The 18,472-nt window shown below is 50.4% G+C and carries 12 protein-coding genes; 1 reads left to right on the plus strand and 11 read right to left on the minus strand.

The features are described 5' to 3' along the window. Positions 1-7: 7 nt before the first annotated feature. The 11 genes from EKN16_RS18585 to EKN16_RS18635 form a co-directional block, all read right to left on the minus strand. Positions 8-1,228, minus strand: a complete 1,221-nt coding sequence (locus EKN16_RS18585) for an MFS transporter (protein WP_125660470.1) — start codon at positions 1,226-1,228, stop codon at positions 8-10. 107 nt (positions 1,229-1,335) lie between these two features. Further along, entirely contained in the window at positions 1,336-2,895 is a 1,560-nt protein-coding gene (gene gcvPB / locus EKN16_RS18590) for an aminomethyl-transferring glycine dehydrogenase subunit GcvPB (protein WP_125660473.1), read from the minus strand. A 30-nt stretch (positions 2,896-2,925) separates the two neighbouring features. Continuing rightward, positions 2,926-4,326: an aminomethyl-transferring glycine dehydrogenase subunit GcvPA gene (gene gcvPA / locus EKN16_RS18595; RefSeq protein WP_125660476.1), complete on the minus strand. Its 1,401-nt coding sequence runs from the start codon at positions 4,324-4,326 to the stop codon at positions 2,926-2,928. Between the two features lie 172 nt (positions 4,327-4,498). Continuing rightward, a complete protein-coding gene (locus tag EKN16_RS18600; RefSeq protein ID WP_125660479.1) occupies positions 4,499-5,281 on the minus strand; it encodes an SDR family NAD(P)-dependent oxidoreductase in 783 nt (260 codons plus the stop codon). Continuing rightward, positions 5,274-8,465, minus strand: a complete 3,192-nt coding sequence (locus tag EKN16_RS18605; RefSeq protein WP_125660482.1) for a beta-galactosidase, LacZ type — start codon at positions 8,463-8,465, stop codon at positions 5,274-5,276. The genes EKN16_RS18600 and EKN16_RS18605 overlap by 8 nt, the downstream gene beginning before the upstream one ends. 42 nt (positions 8,466-8,507) lie before the next feature. Beyond that, on the minus strand, positions 8,508-9,320 hold the full coding sequence (locus tag EKN16_RS18610; RefSeq protein ID WP_125660485.1) for a carbohydrate ABC transporter permease: 813 nt from the start codon (positions 9,318-9,320) through the stop codon (positions 8,508-8,510). Then, positions 9,317-10,306: a carbohydrate ABC transporter permease gene (locus tag EKN16_RS18615; RefSeq protein ID WP_125660488.1), complete on the minus strand. Its 990-nt coding sequence runs from the start codon at positions 10,304-10,306 to the stop codon at positions 9,317-9,319. Before EKN16_RS18615 ends, EKN16_RS18610 begins: the two co-directional genes overlap by 4 nt. A 32-nt stretch (positions 10,307-10,338) precedes the next feature. Then, entirely contained in the window at positions 10,339-11,619 is a 1,281-nt protein-coding gene (locus EKN16_RS18620) for an ABC transporter substrate-binding protein (RefSeq protein ID WP_125660491.1), read from the minus strand. Between the two features lie 119 nt (positions 11,620-11,738). After that, positions 11,739-12,953: a response regulator transcription factor gene (locus EKN16_RS18625; RefSeq protein ID WP_125660494.1), complete on the minus strand. Its 1,215-nt coding sequence runs from the start codon at positions 12,951-12,953 to the stop codon at positions 11,739-11,741. Then, positions 12,931-14,676 carry a sensor histidine kinase gene (locus EKN16_RS18630; protein WP_125666406.1) on the minus strand — a complete coding sequence of 582 codons (1,746 nt, stop codon included), beginning with the start codon at positions 14,674-14,676 and terminating at the stop codon, positions 12,931-12,933. The genes EKN16_RS18625 and EKN16_RS18630 overlap by 23 nt, the downstream gene beginning before the upstream one ends. A 204-nt stretch (positions 14,677-14,880) precedes the next feature. Then, positions 14,881-16,584 carry an amylo-alpha-1,6-glucosidase gene (locus tag EKN16_RS18635; protein ID WP_125660497.1) on the minus strand — a complete coding sequence of 568 codons (1,704 nt, stop codon included), beginning with the start codon at positions 16,582-16,584 and terminating at the stop codon, positions 14,881-14,883. Positions 16,585-16,994: 410 nt separating this feature from the next. Between EKN16_RS18635 and EKN16_RS18640 the strand changes: the two genes are divergently transcribed. Continuing rightward, positions 16,995-18,239 (plus strand): IS110 family RNA-guided transposase, encoded by a 1,245-nt coding sequence (locus tag EKN16_RS18640; RefSeq protein ID WP_125654929.1) that lies wholly within the window; start codon positions 16,995-16,997, stop codon positions 18,237-18,239. The last annotated feature ends 233 nt before the right edge of the window (positions 18,240-18,472 follow it).

Below are 18,472 nucleotides of genomic sequence, written 5' to 3' on the forward strand. Positions count from 1 at the left end.
AGGCGAACTAAGGCAGAATCGGACGTACCCATCGCATATAATATAGCAACCCGACAACCAGCGCCGCCGCTGTCAGTAGAAATGGCATTCGGTAGTCACCACCAGTCAACATCCATCCCGCAAAATAAGTCGCGCCTGAAGAACCGATACTGCGGAACACGGATCTCATACCCGCGAAGAGGTTCCTTTCTTGTTCCTTAAAGGTAGACATTAACTCGCCGTCCACCAAATTGGAGAGCATGGTGGCGCCTCCCCCGCGAAGCAGAAATAATATCGTAAACATCCATACGGGCATCAGCCAAAAGAGTGCGGAGAAGAGAAAAATATTGATAATAAAAACCGAAAGGATGGCCGTATTCGAGCCGAACCGTTCCAGTACATAAGGGGTCAATAAGGAACTCATGAAGAGGACAATGCCTGTCACGGCCAGCAGCAGAGAAACTTTATCATCCATCCAGTTGAGCCGGTATTTGACGATGACGTTCAAGAACGAACCCGTCATCGCGAGCGCCCCGCCGAGTAAGGCCATGAACAAAGAGAACAGCCAAAGCTTTCTCTTAGGCAGCTTCAGTTTAAGCTTCCAACTGGACAATCTTTCTCGGCTTTTGCCTTGTCTATTCTCATTACGCGCCACGTTACTCTCCGCAGGCAGCCAGAAACCTCGGATAATCCCTTGTATAAGAAGCACCAACCCAGCTAGCAATAGTGGAATCTGATAGCCTATCCCATTCCCCGCTCCAGTTGGCAAGTACCCCGCAATTAATGTTCCTGCACCCGTGAATGCCGTAAAGACAGCGAACATCAAGGAGAATGCACGCATCTCCTCTTTCCGCGAGGCGCAATAATGGAACAATAGCTGCACTTCGGTCGTCTCGACCAGCGTAAAACCGATGGATACCAGAGCTTGAGCCAAATAGAAATAGGCAATCTCCCCACTGAGCGCATAAAGCATATTACCCGCCGCAACAAACAGAATGCCCGTAACCAAAAGTCGCTTGCGCCCAACACGATTTGCAAATATGGATATAGGGATGGCTAATGCTCCCATGATCAAAATACCTACGGATACCAGCGCTCCGATTTGGTCTTCTTTCAATCCTTTGGACAACAAATGCAAATTAAGAACGAGCGCATACATACCAATTCCGATTCCGTACAACGCTTCGGTCATCAAGAACCGCCGAACGCCTACTGGCAAACGCAGTAAGTCTTTTAAATAATCGGACATCTCCTGCTCCTTTCTTTGAACCTGTACAAACAGGAAAGGCCCCTCACGGAGCCCTTCTGGTAGGAAAACCTATAGATGAAGTTAGGATAGAGACGATGGATATCTCTTTACTCCGCTTGTGTCTTTTTCAAATAGGACCGCCATGTGATGCACCACTGCTTCGGATCATCTAAGGACGATTCGTCGTTCCGGTGAACGGTACTGTTATGCGGAGCGGATTTCACGATATCCGGCTGCGTATAGGCTTCGCCCGAGATATGCTCAAGCGCATGGATATATTCATCCAAATCTTCTTTGGAATAAGACTCTGTCGGCTCCAAAGTGAACGGCTGCTTCACGATATACGGGTGGTGCGATGTCCAGTAATGCAGGCCAAAATCGCACATACGGCGAGTGATATCCTCTGTCGTGACACCCGTTTCATCTGTAAGCTGCTTCCAGCTGTAACGAACCTGCTCGAGGCGGCGACCTTTGATATAGGGTGCGCTAGCTCCGCGAATTTGCAGTATTTTATGATAGAGATAGTTGTTGTTCAGTACTGCAATTTGAGCGACATCCTTCAGTCCATCCGGACCTAAGCTCATAATCCAAGCGTAGGAACGCAGCACGGTCTGTGCAACACCATGGAAGCTGCGAACTTTGCCAATGCTGTCTTCCGTTTGGTTAGTCAATACGTAACGGCTTCCGTCATAATCCACGAGCGGCCCTGGTAAAAAACGTTTGAGCTCTTCACTCACGCCAAGAGCACCTGTAGCAGGTCCGCCACACATATGAGGAGCAGCAAACGTCTTATGCAAATTAAAGAAGCTCATGTCGAAGCCCGCTTCCTTCGCACGGGTAATGCCAAGCAAGCCGTTGGCATTGGCTTGATCGTAGAAGCAAATACCGCCTGCTTCATGAACAACGTCCGTAAACTCGCGGATTCGGTGGTTATAGATTCCGGTATCCTCTGGGTTCGCAACGACAAAACCAGCTGTTCGTTCGGACACAGCATTCTTCAGCTTCTCAAGGTCCGGGAAGCCATCTTCGTCAGGATGAAGCGTAATGATTTTGTAGCCTTTTACCGCAGCAGTCGCGGCTTGGGAAGGATGGGAGAAAATCGTCGTAATGATCTCATCCCGCTGATCCCCCTCGCCCCGCGAATCATGGTAGGCGCGAACGATGGAAGCCATTGCGAGCAGCGCCTGCGTGCCGCTGCTTGGCTGGAACGAGAAGGCGTCCATCCCGGAAATCTCACGCATCGCAAGGTCCAGCTTATAGAAAATCTCCAGCATGCCCTGAACGGAATCTGCATCCTGCAGGGGATGAAGCTCCATCATATGGGGCGTGCGGATCAGCATTTCGTTGATGCGCGGAATATATTTCATCGTACAGGTGCCTTGTCCGATCTCGACGTTCATATCTGAGCCGAGTGTCTCTTGAGATAAGCGCAAATAATGCCGAAGCACCTTGGCCTGACCGATTTCGGGAAGCGCCGGCACAGTGCTGCGGCGCATGGACGAAGGAATACGTCCGATTCCGTCTCCTACCTCTGCTGCAATGCCAGCCTCAGTTCCCGGCGGAATGACACCTCGCTCGCCCTTACGGTGAAGTTCAAAAATAACCGGCTCATCCCATTTGGCTTGATGAAAATGACGGACCTTATGATCTCTGCGAATCCTCTTCATGGCGTTTCGTCCTCCCTCTATATAAGTCGATCACGGTTTGCGAACGATAGTTTGAATGGTATCTGCCAGGCGATCCAGATCAGCCTGCGAATGAATTTCAGTGACGCAATAGAGGGCACATTGTCCCCACGCCGGGAAAGCGGCGGACAAATCTTTGCCTCCGAAAATTCCCGCTTCCGACAGCTGCTTGTTAATCTGTGCGACGGTTAAGCCTGTGTTGTTGAAATCAATAACAAACTCCTTGAAGAAAGCTGCTTCACCGAAACGGAGGGAGACACCTGGTATAGCCGAGAGCTTCTTCGCCGCATATTGCGACTTCTGCATGATGGTCTCGCCGACCTCTTGCATGCCAGTTGGCCCAAGTAAGGACAAATAGACGCCAGCCGTTATGCCCCATAATGCAGTCTGGGTACCGACGGATTCCTTCCCCTTCTCGCGAAGCGCGAAGGAGGTACGTTCGTAAGCCACATCACCGAAGCCGTACTCGCCTTCCACCTCAGTCGGCACGATTCCAAACAACCGGGATGGGTATTCCATGACATAGGTCTCTTCATCACGAGTAGCGATAAATCCGGCTTGCCCGCCGCCATAGTTCATATGCATCCCGAGCGGCTGCAAATCTCCGCAGACGATATCGGCGCCATATTGGCTAGGTGGCTGAAGGACGCCAAGTGAAATCGGGTCCACGCCAACGATTGAGATGGCATTCACGGAATGAGCAAGCTCCGAAATGGCTTGGCCTTGGTCTTCGATGATGCCCAGATAACCTGGATTCTCGAAGTAAACGGCTGCCGTGTCGCTCGACAGCTTGCTGCGCAGATCATTCAAGTCCATTTTGCCCGTTGCCTCGTCGATTTCAACAAAACGAAGCTCCATCACGGGCGTGCAGTAGTTGTTGATAATCATCACTTTATCAGGATCGACCGACTGTGGAAGTAAGGCGACCGAGCGGCCAGTAATACGACCTGCCATCCGAATCGCTGTCGAGGCCGCTTGTGCCCAATCAAAGGTAGGGACATTAACGACATCCATATCGACCAGCTCAGCCATCAGACTTTGATACTCGAACAGCGTTTGGAATCGTCCATGATCTTCATAGGGTTCTCCGGCATAAGCCGTTACGAACTCGGAGCGCTGATTGATTTCATCACAGATCGCCGGTATAAAATGCTGCCAGCAGCCCGCTCCGAGAAAATTCAGATAGGCCGCGCCATGCTTGTTCTTCGCAAGCAGACCCTCAATATGACGGCGCAGCTCATACTCCGTCATCGCAGGCGGAAGGTTCATCTCCCGGTTCAGCTTCAATGTATCTGGAATGGCGTCATGGAGCTGTTCCATCGAGGTGAGGCCGATTTCCTTCAGCATCGCATCGCGAACCTCCGGCACGGTGTTCGGTATATAAGGATGGGCATACGTTCTGTTCTCAGACAAAGTTAACGCCTCCATTCATCGTTGTCAGAATAGGTTCTGTCATGCGGCAGCCGAGCCGATTCACCAATCTTTCGTTGCTAGGCTGCTTACAAGATATAAATTGCCGCTTGCGACAGCCTTGTCGTCAATAGGCATGAATTCAGTTGGGACAACAACACTCTTATGCCCTTAATTAGGCAATACCTCCGCCGTCAACAACTAGCACACTTCCCGTTACCCAAGAAGACATATCGCTCGCTAGAAACAAGACCGCATTGGCGATATCACGAGGCGTTCCGAGCCGTTCAAGTGGACGTCCGCCGGCAGAAGCTACCAGGAATGCAGCTTCGTCTTGCTGCAGCTGCTTCGCTTCATCACGCAATAGCGGCGTGTCCGTATCGCCTGGCGATACGCAGTTCACACGAATGTTGGCAATGCCGTGATCGATGGCCATCGCCCGGGTCAGATTCACGACGCCAGCTTTGGCCGCGCAGTAAGCAGCAGCGCGGTCGCCGCCTTTAAGGCCCCAGCCGGAACCAGAGTTAATGATGCTTCCTCCTCCGCTGCGCTCCATGATCGGAATAATATATTTGGAGAGCAGATAAACACCCTTCAAGGAAACATCTATAACTAGATCCCAATCGCGTTCTTCTAGCTCAACAACGGTCTTGCGACGAATAACGCCGGCATTGTTGAACAAAATATCAATTCGACCATGTGCAGCATCAATCTCTGCTGCAACACGCTGACAATCCACCGCAGAGGACACATCACAGCGATAAAAACTCGCTTGTCCCCCCTGCTGTTTGATTCCAGCAACTGCCTGTTCCCCATGGGCTTCGTTAATATCGATAAGGATGGCATACGCCCCGAAGCTGGCTAGCAGCTCAGCTGTTGCAAGGCCGATCCCTGATGCACCGCCAGTCACAACTGCTACTTTTCCTGTTAGGTTCAACACATCTTGTGTGTTAAGCATGGTTTGTTCCCTCCTGTTGTAGGTGTTTCGCTTTCGCTTCTACTCTCATTTGATGACTGAGCCGCTCTGGAGCGGCATCTTCGGATAGATAAGGCTTCAGCAGCATCCGGAAACGGAATGCCTCTGAAGTAACTGTGTTCTCCGGTGATTGAGCAGGTCCGCAGCTATTGCTGCCCAGACCATTCTGTCGGTAATCAAGATTAAGTGTGATGAAGTCCCGCGGAACAAGATCACTTGCATGCGTAGCCGCTTCCAAGTCAGCGTCTGTATAGCGTCGTGCGCTGAATTCAAGCGTCGGCGCACCCGCTGCTAACAGCCCGATTCCGGCACCATCTGTGATGGATACCCACCTAACATCCGTACGATTGCCGTTCTCTTGCGGATAGATATAAGGCGTGAATAGTTCATCAACGGACTTCCTATATACTCCGAAGCGTCCTGCTTCCTTGCTGTCAGAATAATTCTCTCCCGGACCACGGCCGTACCATTTAATGGCATCCATGTCTCCTGGCAGCTCCATTTGGAGTCCAATCTTAGGAAGCATTGCTGGCGGTTTGCCTTCTGGAACGCCGTGAACGTCGATAACGATAAGACCCGAGCCGGTTACGGTGTAGGTCGTTTCACAACGGAAGCCCCAATCGTAAACTGGCGGTGCAATACGGGAAGTCCAGCTTATGCGAATCGTTCCCTCATCCAATCGCTCCCAGCGGCAATTATCGATGCGTTCCGTGAGTCTATCGAGATGCGCCTTGCGCCAGTCGGGCAGGACGTACATATCGTTGTCAATCGGCGCACGCCAGAAATTCAGACGTGGTCCGCTGTTTACAAGCTCTTGGCCGTTTATTCGGAGCGAGCTGATGCCTGATTGCCGAGAGTCGAACGCGATTCGGAATGAATCGTTCGCAAGGACGAGCTGACGTCCTTCCTCTGTGAGGGACAAGCTCCGAATTGGCAGACTAGCGGCTGCCTCATTCCCCACTGCTTCCAGAGCAAACTGCGCCCAAGCGACCGAATGTCCTCGCTCTCCCCATGTGCAAGCTGCCGCAAGCGAAAATCCGACATTCAGCCAGCGCTCCGCATCCTGATCTAATAAGGCAAGCTGCAAATCAGCCCGAATGGGAACGTACAGCTCTGCACTTTCTCCTGGACCAATTCGAGGCAGCACCAGCACTCCGCTTTGGACCGTACGCCCGTCTACTGTAATGCTCCAATCTGCATAGAGATGATCAAGTGTTACAAAATCATAACGATTGAAGATTCTTATGCGACCCTCATTTATATACTCGGCCCTGACAGGCTCGATAATCTTCTTATATTCAATGAGCCCAGGGGATGGCGTCCGATCCGGACGAACAAGACCATCGATGACGAAGTTGCTGTTGTTTGGCACATCACCATAGTCTCCGCCGTACGCGTAATCGTCTTTACCATCAGCCGTCTTCCTGCGAATACCGTGGTCAATCCATTCCCAGACGAAGCCGCCCTGCAGTCTTCTGTATGCATCGAAGGTATCAAAATACGGCTTAAGTCCGCCTGGGCCATTCCCCATCGCATGAGCGAATTCGCAGAGGATATGCGGTTTCGGATGATCGACCATCTGACCGAAGCCTTCCATCTTCTCCACGGAGGAGTACATGGTACTCACAATGTCGCACACTTCCGCTTCTCGATCCTCTTCATAATGAATGAGCCGGGTTGGATCTGCCTGTTTGCACCACTCCGACATCGCTCGGAAGTTGCAGCCGAAGCCGGACTCGTTACCGAGCGACCAGAAAAGGATCGAAGGATGATTCTTATCGCGTTCCACCATACGGCGAACCCGATCTACATACGCTTCCTGCCAGGCAGGATCATCACTTAACTTAGAAATATTGCCCAGAGGCTCGAAGCCATGGGTCTCCAAGTCGGTTTCTTCCATCACATATAAGCCGTATTCATCGCAAATATCGTAGAACCGCGGATCATTCGGATAATGAGCGGTTCTGACCGCATTAATGTTATGCTGCTTCATCATCGTTACATCTTCGATCATCGTGGACAGCGTGACCGTACGCCCCGTATCCGGATGATGATCATGCCGGTTCACGCCTTTGAGCAAAATCGCTTTGCCATTCACTAGGAACTGGCCGTCCTTCACTTCAATCTTACGGAAGCCAACTCGCTGGGCAACCGTCTCGACCACTTGATCATTGTGATCCACCACAATGATCGCCAAATGATAGAGGGCTGGAGCTTCTGCACTCCAGAGCGTAGGGTTCGTGACCGGAATCGCAAACTCAACGAAGATAGACTGATCATCAGCAGCGGCTATTTCATTTACTGCCGAAGAAACAAGCGCGCCTTCTTGATCGAGAAGCTGAAGTCTCACTTCCCCCCGCATTGCTGGTGCTGGTGCTGGTGCTTCTGCTACTGCCTCTGCTACTGCTACTGCCTCTGCTAATGCTTCTCCACTCAGCTCTACCTGCACGGATAGCGTCGCATCACGATAATCGGCGTCCAGCTCCGTTACAATCCGATAGTCCACAATGCGGATAGTGGATGGCTCCGAGATCAAGTAAACATCCCGAAAAATACCACTCATATACCACATATCTTGATCTTCCAAATAGCTGCCGTCCGACCATTGATAGACACGCACAGCCATACGATTCATTCCTGACTTCACATAAGGCGTTAGATCAAACTCCGATGTCAACCGACTTCCTTGGCTGTAACCGACGAATGTCCCGTTGACCCACATATGGAATGCACTATCCACCCCATCGAACTTCACGGCTAGCTTTCTTCCGTCCCAATGCTTCGGAAGCTCAAATTCCCGCACGTAGCTGCCTGTCGGATTATCGTTAGGCACATGAGGAGGATCGACAGGAAACGGGTAATACAAGTCCGTATAATGAGGATGCCCATAACCCTTCAGCTGCCAATGTCCTGGAACTTGGATCTCATCCCAGCCAGATGTATCATAATTCTCTTCATAAAATCCATCCGGTGCCCACTCAGGCCCTTTGGCGTAATTAAACTTCCATTGACCATTCAATGATTTGAACCAAGGAGAGCTTCCTCGGTCATAGCTCATAGCTCCGGCATGATCAGAATAAGGGATAAAATAAGCTCGGCTCTTCGCACGATTTCGCTCCAGCACCCCAAGGTTATCCCAATCGCGTTCTACTTTCTCGTTTCGCATGGCTGCTTCTCCTCTCGAATCACTTTCTATCTCTCTAATAAACTATCCCTTAATCCCCGTACCCGCGATGCCACCAACAATATAACGCTGTGCGAAGAAGAACACTGCTAGCGGCGGGATCGAGATTAGACAAGTAATGGCCATAATAGATTGCATATCAACGCCGAACATGCCCTTGAACTGTGACAATCCGAGCGTCAGTGTGTACTTCGATTGATCATTAAGGAAAATTAGCGGTCCGAGGTAATCATTCCAGCAACTCATAATTTGAAACACGCCGACTAGAATGAGCGAAGGCCCCATAAGCGGAACAATGATCCGCACAAGAATACCGAACTTGTTCGCTCCGTCGATGGTCGCCGCTTCATCCAATTCACGAGGAATCGTCAGAATAAACTGCCTCAGCAAGAAGATGAAGTAAGCCGAGCCAAACCACGAAGGAACGATAAGCGGTTTGAGCGTATTAATCCAGCCCATATAGTTAAACTCCATATACTGCGGAATCATCGTGACTTCCCAAGGGATCATCATTGTCGCGAGTACGACAAGAAACAGCTGATTGCGCCCCCTGAATTCAAATCTCGCGAACCCGTAGGCCACGAGTGTACAGGATATCAACTGGCCAATCGTAGACAACATCGTCACGATGACCGTATTTTTCAGGAATAAGTTAAAGGGCTGAATGGTCCACGCATCCGCGAAGTTACTGAATTTCCAAACAGAAGGAAACCATTTGGGCGGAAAAAGATACAGCTCCGATTGCGATTTGAGCGCTGTCGTCACCGCCCAGAAAAGCGGAGCGGCGAACAGCAGCGAGCAGAAGATCAACAGCGCATAAACGATGATCCGTTTCATGCAGATCTCCCCCTTCCGCCAGACTTGGAATTCTTCTGCGGCTTCCGCTTCATTTCGCCTTCATAGAACACCCAGGCCTCTGACGACTTGAATACAAGGAACGTCAGACTGAGCACAATAAGGAACATGAACCATGCATTTGCTGCGGAATAACCCATTTTGAAAAACTTGAATGCATTCTCGTACATATACATCGCGTAAAAATACGTTGAATTCATCGGGCCGCCTCCAGTGAGCAATAGTGCGAGGGTCAGCTGTTGGAAGGCCGCGATAATGGATGTAATGAGATTGAATAGAATCGTCGGGCTAAGCATCGGAATCGTAACGCTAATGAATTGTCTAATCTTCCCTGCGCCATCGATCGAAGCGGATTCGTAAAGATCCTTCGGTATTCCTTTCAGCCCTGCGAGAAAGACGAGCATCATCGAGCCTTGTCCCCATAGGCTGGCAACGACCATTGCCACTAGAGACCAGTGCGTATCATTCAACCAGTCCGGACCCTGCACACCGATGATCGACAGAAAATAATTCAGAATGCCGTAATCGCCGCTGTACACCCAAGACCAGATCATAGCCAAAGCAACGCCCGAGATTACAGAGGGCAGATAGAATGCTGTTCGAAAAATGGCACTGCCGCGAGTTTTCTGATTAAGCAAAATCGCAAGTCCCAGCGCAACCATAATATTGAGCGGTACAAACAGAGCAGCGAACTTGAGCGTAACGCCGAACGACTTCCAGAACAGCGGATCGTCCGTAAACATTTCTACATAATTGCCTAAACCGATAAAATGCACTTCTCCTACAATCGGCCAATCAAACAATGAGATGATAAGCGAGAACAACAACGGACCTAAAGTGAAAACGAGGAATCCGAAGATCCATGGAAAAATGAAGAGGTAGGGAGCAGCCCCACCCCAACTGCGTTTCCTTCTAGGCTTGAGGCTGGCCGTTTGTTCCCCTGCTTGCTGCGGGTAGGTCTGAGCCATCTCTTAACCTTCTTTCTGTAGAAACTGTAATGTTATTTCAAATAACGCTCGCTATCTTTGACCGCTTGATTCAATGCATCCTGCGCATTACTGCCATGCACGACTGCTTCTACTGCCGCAGATAGCTGTCTATTGACTTCATTCCACTTGGCATTGAGCAGGAATGCCGGTGTATTGTCGGAACGCTGCAGCATCGTGTAATACGGCTTGTACAAAGGATCCTGATCCTTCTTGAGCTCGTTCACGACACTTACTCTTACCGGCAAATCCGCTACGCGCATCTTGATCGCTTCATTGGAAACGTAATATTTGATAAATTCCCAAGCGAGATCCTTCTGCTTCGAATCCTTCGCAATGGATAATGCAGATTCGGCAACTACACCTTTGACCGGTTTGCCTGCGAAAGCTGGCATCTCCACGGTGCCTACATTAATGCCCGCTTGCTTGAACGATTCGAGCGGCCAGATGCCGCTTTCCCACATCGCGATTTTGCCGCCTTTGAAAATGTCCTCGCCGCTTTGTTGTCCTTTGCCGCCAGCTAGCACAGCTGAACCGTTCTTCACCATGTCGCCAAACATTTGAATGGCTCCAGCCGTTTCTTTACTGTTCATGAAACCATTTATCGTTTTGCCGTCATCTGAGATATAAGAGCCACCGTTACTCCAAACAAACCCTTGTAGATCATACGTATCGTTCTCGGCGCGAACACCGAAGCCATACTGCTTCTTCGCTTTATCCGTCAGTTTCTTGGAGATAGCTTGGAAGTCATCCCATGACCAGCCATCCTTCGGATAAGGGATCTTCGCATCATCAAACATCTTCTTGTTATAGTACACAACGCGAGTCGTGAAGCCCGCTGGAATCCCATAGAGTTTGCTATCGATTGTGGCATAATGGAATAATCCGCTGTAGAAATCATCCTTGTTCAGATCCTTATCCCCATTTGCGTAGCTATCAAGCGGCTCAAGTGACTGGTGATACGTTGGAAAATCCCACATGTACATCACATCCGGGGGATTCGTGGCGCCAAAGCCTGCGGCTAGCTTCTGGTCGAAACCGTCCGCGTAAGCTTCTACCTGAACCTTCGTTCCAGGATGGTTCGCTTCGAATTTCTTCGCAATATCCTGCTCGATCTTCAGCGCATCTCCGGTATCCCATGTGGCGAAACGAAGCGTTTTCACATTGGCAGAACCGTTACCGTTCGCAGGCTGTGTCGCCCCGCCGTTCGTGCTTTCGTTATTACCGCCGCATGCTGTAAGCGCGGTCATCGTTAAGGCAGTCGTAAGAACCATGAGTGAAATTTTCTTGTTCATTCTGTCAGCTCCCCTATCAGTGAGTGAGGTATATAATAATTGAACCGCTTTCATCATAACTAAAATGAAAGCGGTTCAAAACCGATAACTATTCGAATGTTTGTGCGTTTTTGTTCGATTCACGAGTGTAGGTGTCCTTCTGTTCGGACTATCCCGTCTTTTTGTTGTGCGCGGTAATGACTAGGCGTTTGGCCCGTGCAGCGCTTGAACCATTTACTGAAATATTTGCTATCGCCAAGCCCCGTGCGCTCGGCAATATCCTGCATCGTAAGTGACGTATCCTTCAATAATCCGTATGCCAGCTTGAGTTTCCTTTTGTATTGAAAAGCGACGAAGCTGTCTCCTACCGCTTTCTTGAACAGGATTGAGAAATGGCTTCGGCTAAGGCCAACCTGTCCCGCTACATCACTAACTGACCATTCCGCCGCTGGATGATCATGCAGCAATTTAACCGCTCGCCAGATCGCTTCTGGCCAATCCGCTGCAGATACGCCGTAGGTTTTCTCCAATTCCGCTTCTTTATGCAAGGCTAACAGTGATTGAAGCCGTTCTTCCGTACTTAAAAGCGGCCCTCTTCTGGCCCACTGTACCTTCGCACTCTCGCTCTTCTTCTCGACAAGCAAGCTATCCGCGGCATTCCGATGCGATTCTGGCACAATCCAGTAGCAGCGCTCCTCCCCATATGGAATAACCGCCCCTTCACAGAGCTGGCGATCTTCATCAACAGCTTCCTTCAAGAGATCAAGCCATGATGCCTCGCAGCCGGAAGTCTTGATCAGATAGATATAGACGGGCTCACCATGGAAGGACCACTCCTTGCGAGTACGCGCCTCCATCTCGCCAACGAGCTTGTCATTATGTCCGTTCAGCCAAGCATACAGCAAGGTACTAAGCCGTTCACCTCCGTCGTTTCCGCTTTCCTCAGAAACCAGAAGAGCCGATGCTGCAAGCTCACTTTGAAACTTCTCCAGCATCCCTTCCAGCTCTTCATCCTCGAAGGCGGTTTTGAGCAGATAGCCGGATGCTCCCAATTTGATCCCTTGCTGGGCATATTCGAAATCCCGGTGGCAGCTGAGCAGGATAATTCTCGTATCTGGAGCCGTTTCCTTTACTCTGCGAGACAATTCGATACCATCCATCTCAGGCATGACAATATCCGTAATAACCACTTGGGGCCGATGCTCCAGGAAGGCTTCCCAGGCTTTGCGGCCATTCGGGGCGTCCGCCACCACTTCCATCCCGTATTTATTCCAAGGGACGGTGGACCGAAGTCCCTTACGGACGATGCTTTCGTCGTCTGCTATTAACACCTTAATGATTTTGTTTGTCTCCATCCGGACTCTCCTCCTTCTTCGGCCACTCCATGATGATCGTTGTCCCTTCACCTTGGGTCGATTGCACCGTTAAGCCATACTGCAGGCCAAAATGCAGCTTGAATTTCTGATTTGCATTTTGCACGCCGAGCCCTCCCCTGCCCTTACGTTTCGCCATATTCGGCAAAAGTAGACCCTTCAGCTTATCCGCTGGAATACCAGCACCGTTATCAGATAGCGTGAGCAGTAAATGATTGCCTTCTTCCCGAACGCTTAACCGAATTACTCCTTTGCCGTCCTCGAATCCATGGAAGAAAATGTTCTCAAACAACGGCTGCAGCGTCATGCGAGGAATCAGATAGCGCCTCAGCAGCTCCTCGCATTCCAGTTCATACTCGAATGCGGGACCATAACGAATTTCCTGGATCTTCAGAAAATGCTCGATCATTCGAAGCTCTCGGCCAAGCGGGATCAGCTCCTGCGAAATATCCAAATTCCCTTCAAGCACCATCGTCAGATGGTACAGCATTTGACGGATATCCTCCGCTCCCTGCAGCCTCGCTTTCCATTGAATGGAGTTTAGCGTGTTGAACAGCAGATGCGGATTGATTTGATAATGGAAGGCCTTCAGCTCCGCTTCCTTCTTAAGACGCTCGCTCCGCTCAACCTCGCCAATTAACGATTGAATGCCGCTCACCATGCTGTTAAAGCTCGTATCCAGACTGCCAAGCTCATCTTTGGCTTCGACCTGCGTCCTCGTATGCAGCTTCCCGAAGCTTACCTTCTGCATCGCATCCTTAAGACGGCGAATTCGCGCTGTAAATCGGGAAGAGAACAAGTACGCCAGTCCAAAGGCCAGCAGACAGGAAGCAATAGCGACGATAATGGTATTTGACCTTATAATGCCAGAAGAGCGATAGAATGATGTGGCAGGCAGCCTCGCCTCGATGCTCCAGCCATTAACAGCAAGCGTTTTGTTCCAGACGATATCGCTATTTTGCGAGGTGAAGGCGGTTGCCGTCTCATAGATAATCCGTCCCTGCGGATCAGCTATTCTCAGGTGAGCCTTCGTATCATTCTCGAACAGCTGGAACATATGAAGCAGATCTTCAGCATTTTCTTCTATTAGAATTTTGCTGCCTCGCAGCGCTCCGTAAGGATTATTGATCGGAACAGCCAAGCCAAGCACCGGTATCCCGTTCTCAATTGTATCCTTCATTCCGTGATTCTGAGGGTAGAATCCCAGCCAATACTTACCAGCATAGGAATTCGACATCGCTTGCCACGCGGGGATACGACTAAGTTTAGAGACATCGAGATTATTTTCCCCATAATAATAGCCTGAGGGGGTAATAATATAGATGCCGATCGTTCGATCGGTTTTAAGCGCTTTCAGAAGGACTTCAAAATCATCCTTGTCCATGATCTCTTTATAAGTAGTCGGAACCTGTTCCCCCAGATCAACCCTCGCAGGATCAAGTAAATAGGAATAGATGGTCTCCGTCGTTTGATTCATTCGGTTCAGATAGGAGCTCGTCTGCTGTTCCAATTGCGCCACTGCGTTCTCGCCATATTTGCCAAACTGGGAATTAATGACCTTCGCGGACTGGTAATAGGACAAGGCCCCAAGCGAGAGCAGCGGAATAATCGTCACAATGAGAAAACAGAATAGCAGCTTGGTACGAATGCTCCGATAAGAGCCTGCCAGAAGGCGGACGTTGAGCTGCTTAAGCAAATAACCCATCATGATGGCGCTCCCCCTCTCGCTTTTCCTGCAAAATCATACTTGAAGTGTAGCATGGACCGCTTGGAGCGAACAATGAATCTTCTCCCTCTATTGGAAGTCCTGGGCGGCGGTAGGTTCAACATCTGCAAAGATTGCCTCCGAAACGTCAAAAGCACCTCCCCTCAGCCCGTTTTTGCGGCGTGGGGGAAGTGCAGCACTTCCTTAGTTTGTATACTCATTACCTAGGATCAGGAATACACTCGACGTCCAGGTAAAAGCCCGATCGCGCAAGCCTTGTCCCGTAATCGCGTCGAAATTCTCAGCCATTCCGCTGCGATCCAGCATCGAGCAGAATCGGCGTGAGACCTCCTCTGCCAGCTCACGATCTCCCGCTGCGGCGACCCCTTCCACAAGCAGCATAGTTGAGGGTGCCCAGATGGGGCCTCGCCAATAGCCGTCCGGATTATAGAAAGAACTATTCACGCTCTCTGTCGCCCATCCATTAGCTGTTAAGAAACGCCCTTCCTCCCTTAGCCCATTCAAAAGAGCTGTGCGGATCGGCTCAGGTAGACGTTTGCCCAGCAGAATCGGAACGAACAAGAGGAGACTGTCTCCTTCGGAAATCTCATGCGTACCAGAGCGGCAAGCCGTAAATCGGCCATCCTTCCAGAAATGGCTAATCATCTTTTCCAGTGTGCCCTCAGCAAGCCGTCGCCATTCGGTCGCTTCTTCCGTATGCCCGAGCAGTCCCGCGATTTCTGCCAAAAGCTCCGCTTGCAGAATAAGAAAGGCTGCTAAATCCGGGCTTTCGACCGGAATGCCATTATTGAAAGCCGTGCTGTTATCCCAGCCAGAGTCGTTGCCGTGATTGTATTGCGGAATTCCATCTCTATCGCCGTCGCGATAACGGAACCACCACTTCGTCCATTTGGACAGAGGTCCATAGACCTCACGAAGCTGCGCGTCCTTGATGTAGTCCGTTCTGGCCATCATCCAGGCAAGTGTCCACCCGTGTATGGGCGGTTTGTTACAGTTCCAGAGCTCATACTTATCATTGATAAAGTCAGGAATCAAGCCGCTCTCATCCTGCCGGTCGAAGAAGATCATGAATTGATCCCACGCCAGCTTCGGATCATGGCGAACAAGCGCCATCGCATTGAAGCAGTGATCCCAGCTCCATATATTCGTCATCCAGTTCTTCGACATATACATCGCTGGTCTGGTCAGACAGCCCTCTGCCGGAACAAAGCAGGACCAAGTGATATAGGCGGCCAGCTCTCGACTTTCTTCCCAGTGCTCTGGCAAGGGTAGACTGCGATCCAGCCACTGGTTAAATTCCTCTTTCACTTGTTTCACAGCATCGTCGAACGATTCCCATTCCGCTCTTGGCTCCCAAACCGTGCGGAATTCTTCAATGGCGAACTCGGAAATACCCGATTGGCCATCTGGCAGGAAATTCGCGATTACGTAGGAGCTTTTGATTTTGTCCCATGGTACTTCCATCTTCAGATCGCCAGTCAGCGCAGTCAGCATGAACCTGCATTCATGCGTAAAGCTGTTCACTTCCCAGCTGCTCGGCGCCGCTTGATACGCATAATCGTAAGCGGCTGTACGGAAGGTCAAGCGAATTCCGCATTTTCTCGTACGAACTCTGAATGTCCGGCGGTCAGAGATACAGATCTCAGCCGTTAAGCCTGCCGGCGATTCAAGCCGAATCCGCTCGGGGCAAGCTTCTGCCTTGAACGGCACGGAATGACCGCTTTCATCCAGCATATCAATATGGAACGCCTCGCCGAATTTATCATCGCCACCACGCACCGTGCGCAGATACAGGCCTTGTTGTCTATCTTGGGCTTCAGGCAGAATCGAGATCGCTAGGAAGGATTCTCTACGGCTGAAAGGTACAATGTTCAGGTCAAAGTTCATTTATCTATCTCCTCGTATAGTATTTCTTGAAGCTATTTGAATGCCAGTTTCCAGCCCCCGAGGGGGCTGGAAGGCCACTTCAAAATTTCCAGCAAATCGCACCTTGAAAATTAAAAAGGGACTGGACTTTCCGGCATGCCTCTGGACAATGGAACTTAGGGTCCATTCGGGGAAATTCTTATTTCTCCTGTAGCACTGTCTACTCTCAAAGTCTGTTTCTCCGGTATTCGTTTGAACTTCTTACCCGCTGGCTGTTCCCTTCGGTAGCCCATGCCCGGTTTTAGCAGGTCCGGGGCAGCTCATGGACCGAAGCGTGTTCTTATATGCGAGGGTGATTGATCTGCGAGTGCGCCGGAGGCATCCCGGAGAGTCCGTTCCCTGGATCCCCTGTAGAAAGGAGGAGATTCCACTTGAAGCTATTTGTCGGTATTGACGTTAGCTCGCAAGAGCTAGAAGCGTGTTTTATGAACTCGGACGGCGATAAGCTGGAATCGTTCAAAGTGAAAAACGACTTGCAGGGGGCTTCCCATCTGCGTGATCGTATCGTCATTGCGGTGGACAAGCATTCGTCTTCGGAAATACACATTGGGCTAGAAGCCACCTCGGTCTACAGCTGGCATCCCGCCATGTACATGCATGAAGATCCAGCGCTGAAAGAGCGAAAGACCAAAGTCTTTACGATCAATCCGAAGCTCGTCAGCAAGTTCAGAGAGGCTTACCCCGACCTAGACAAGACCGACCGTCTCGACGCATGGGTCATTGCAGACCGGCTTCGCTTCGGCAGACTGACGACCACCATCGTCATGCAGGAGCAGTATGTCGCACTTCAGCGCCTAACCCGGATGCGGTTTCACATGGTTCACAACTTGACTCGTGAGAAGCAATACTTCCTGCAGAACTTGTTCTACAAATGCAATGCCTTTACTACCGAAGTGGATAGCTCCGTTTTCGGCCACGCTCTCATGGAAATGCTCTCAGAGAAGTTCAGTCTAGATGACATCGCAACGATGGACGTCACTGATTTGGCTGACTACTTGCGAGATAAGGGACGCAATCGCTTCCCAGACCCAGAGAATGTCGCTCGCTGTATCCAGAAAGCCGCAAGAGCTTCTTACCGACTCTCAAAGGTTGTCGAGGATTCTATTGATCTTGTGCTCGGCACATCCATTCAAGCTATACGGAGTATCCAAGCCCAGCTCAAAGATCTCGACAAGGCCATAGAACGCATTCTTGAAAGCATGCCGGAGTCTAAATGCTTGCGCTCCGTTCCTGGCATTGACCGCGTTTACGCCGCCGGTATCCTCGCTGAAATCGGCAACATAGACCGATTCAACGACCAAGCCGCTGTGGCCAAGTACGCCGGTCTCACATGGCGCAGACACCAGTCCGGCCCGTTTGAAGCAGAAGACACTAAACGCATTAAATCCGGCAACCGTTTCCTTCGCTATTACCTGGTTGAAGCTGCCAACTCGGTGAAAAACCGCGATGATGAATTCGGTGAGTATTACCGGAAGAAATACAAGGAAGTACCCAAGCACCAACACAAACGCGCCCTCGTCTTAACGGCAAGAAAACTTGTGCGTCTGGTCGATGTACTGCTACGCAACGGCCAACTCTACACGCCTAGAAGGAAGGTGAATAGCGCGAAGGATTAACGCCTCCTTTGCCAAGGTCCTTCATTAATTCCCAGTAAAAATATGGTAATTAGACGTTTTTTCTACTGGGTTAGGTTTGATGCGCCCATTTTTCCTGGCTGAAACGCTTTATAGCCAAGATAATTTCCAATTCGTAAGAATCATGGGCTTGACATCATACCGCTGGACTTTACGGAACAGTATGCGCTTTCATTATACCGAAAGGAACGCTGCGGAAGAACCGACAGTTGTTT

The sequence above is a fragment of the Paenibacillus baekrokdamisoli genome, from assembly GCF_003945345.1.
In the GTDB taxonomy this organism is placed as follows: domain Bacteria; phylum Bacillota; class Bacilli; order Paenibacillales; family Paenibacillaceae; genus Paenibacillus_Z; species Paenibacillus_Z baekrokdamisoli.

Bases quoted from the DNA above. Each gene is read 5' to 3' on its own strand.
- EKN16_RS18585 (WP_125660470.1), bottom strand. From the start codon at position 1,228: ATGTCCGATTATTTAAAAGACTTACTGCGTTTGCCAGTAGGCGTTCGG.
- gcvPB (WP_125660473.1), bottom strand. From the start codon at position 2,895: ATGAAGAGGATTCGCAGAGATCATAAGGTCCGTCATTTTCATCAAGCC.
- EKN16_RS18600 (WP_125660479.1), bottom strand. From the start codon at position 5,281: ATGCTTAACACACAAGATGTGTTGAACCTAACAGGAAAAGTAGCAGTT.
- EKN16_RS18605 (WP_125660482.1), bottom strand. From the start codon at position 8,465: ATGCGAAACGAGAAAGTAGAACGCGATTGGGATAACCTTGGGGTGCTG.
- EKN16_RS18610 (WP_125660485.1), bottom strand. From the start codon at position 9,320: ATGAAACGGATCATCGTTTATGCGCTGTTGATCTTCTGCTCGCTGCTG.
- EKN16_RS18615 (WP_125660488.1), bottom strand. From the start codon at position 10,306: ATGGCTCAGACCTACCCGCAGCAAGCAGGGGAACAAACGGCCAGCCTC.
- EKN16_RS18620 (WP_125660491.1), bottom strand. From the start codon at position 11,619: ATGAACAAGAAAATTTCACTCATGGTTCTTACGACTGCCTTAACGATG.
- EKN16_RS18625 (WP_125660494.1), bottom strand. From the start codon at position 12,953: ATGGAGACAAACAAAATCATTAAGGTGTTAATAGCAGACGACGAAAGC.
- EKN16_RS18630 (WP_125666406.1), bottom strand. From the start codon at position 14,676: ATGGGTTATTTGCTTAAGCAGCTCAACGTCCGCCTTCTGGCAGGCTCT.
- EKN16_RS18635 (WP_125660497.1), bottom strand. From the start codon at position 16,584: ATGAACTTTGACCTGAACATTGTACCTTTCAGCCGTAGAGAATCCTTC.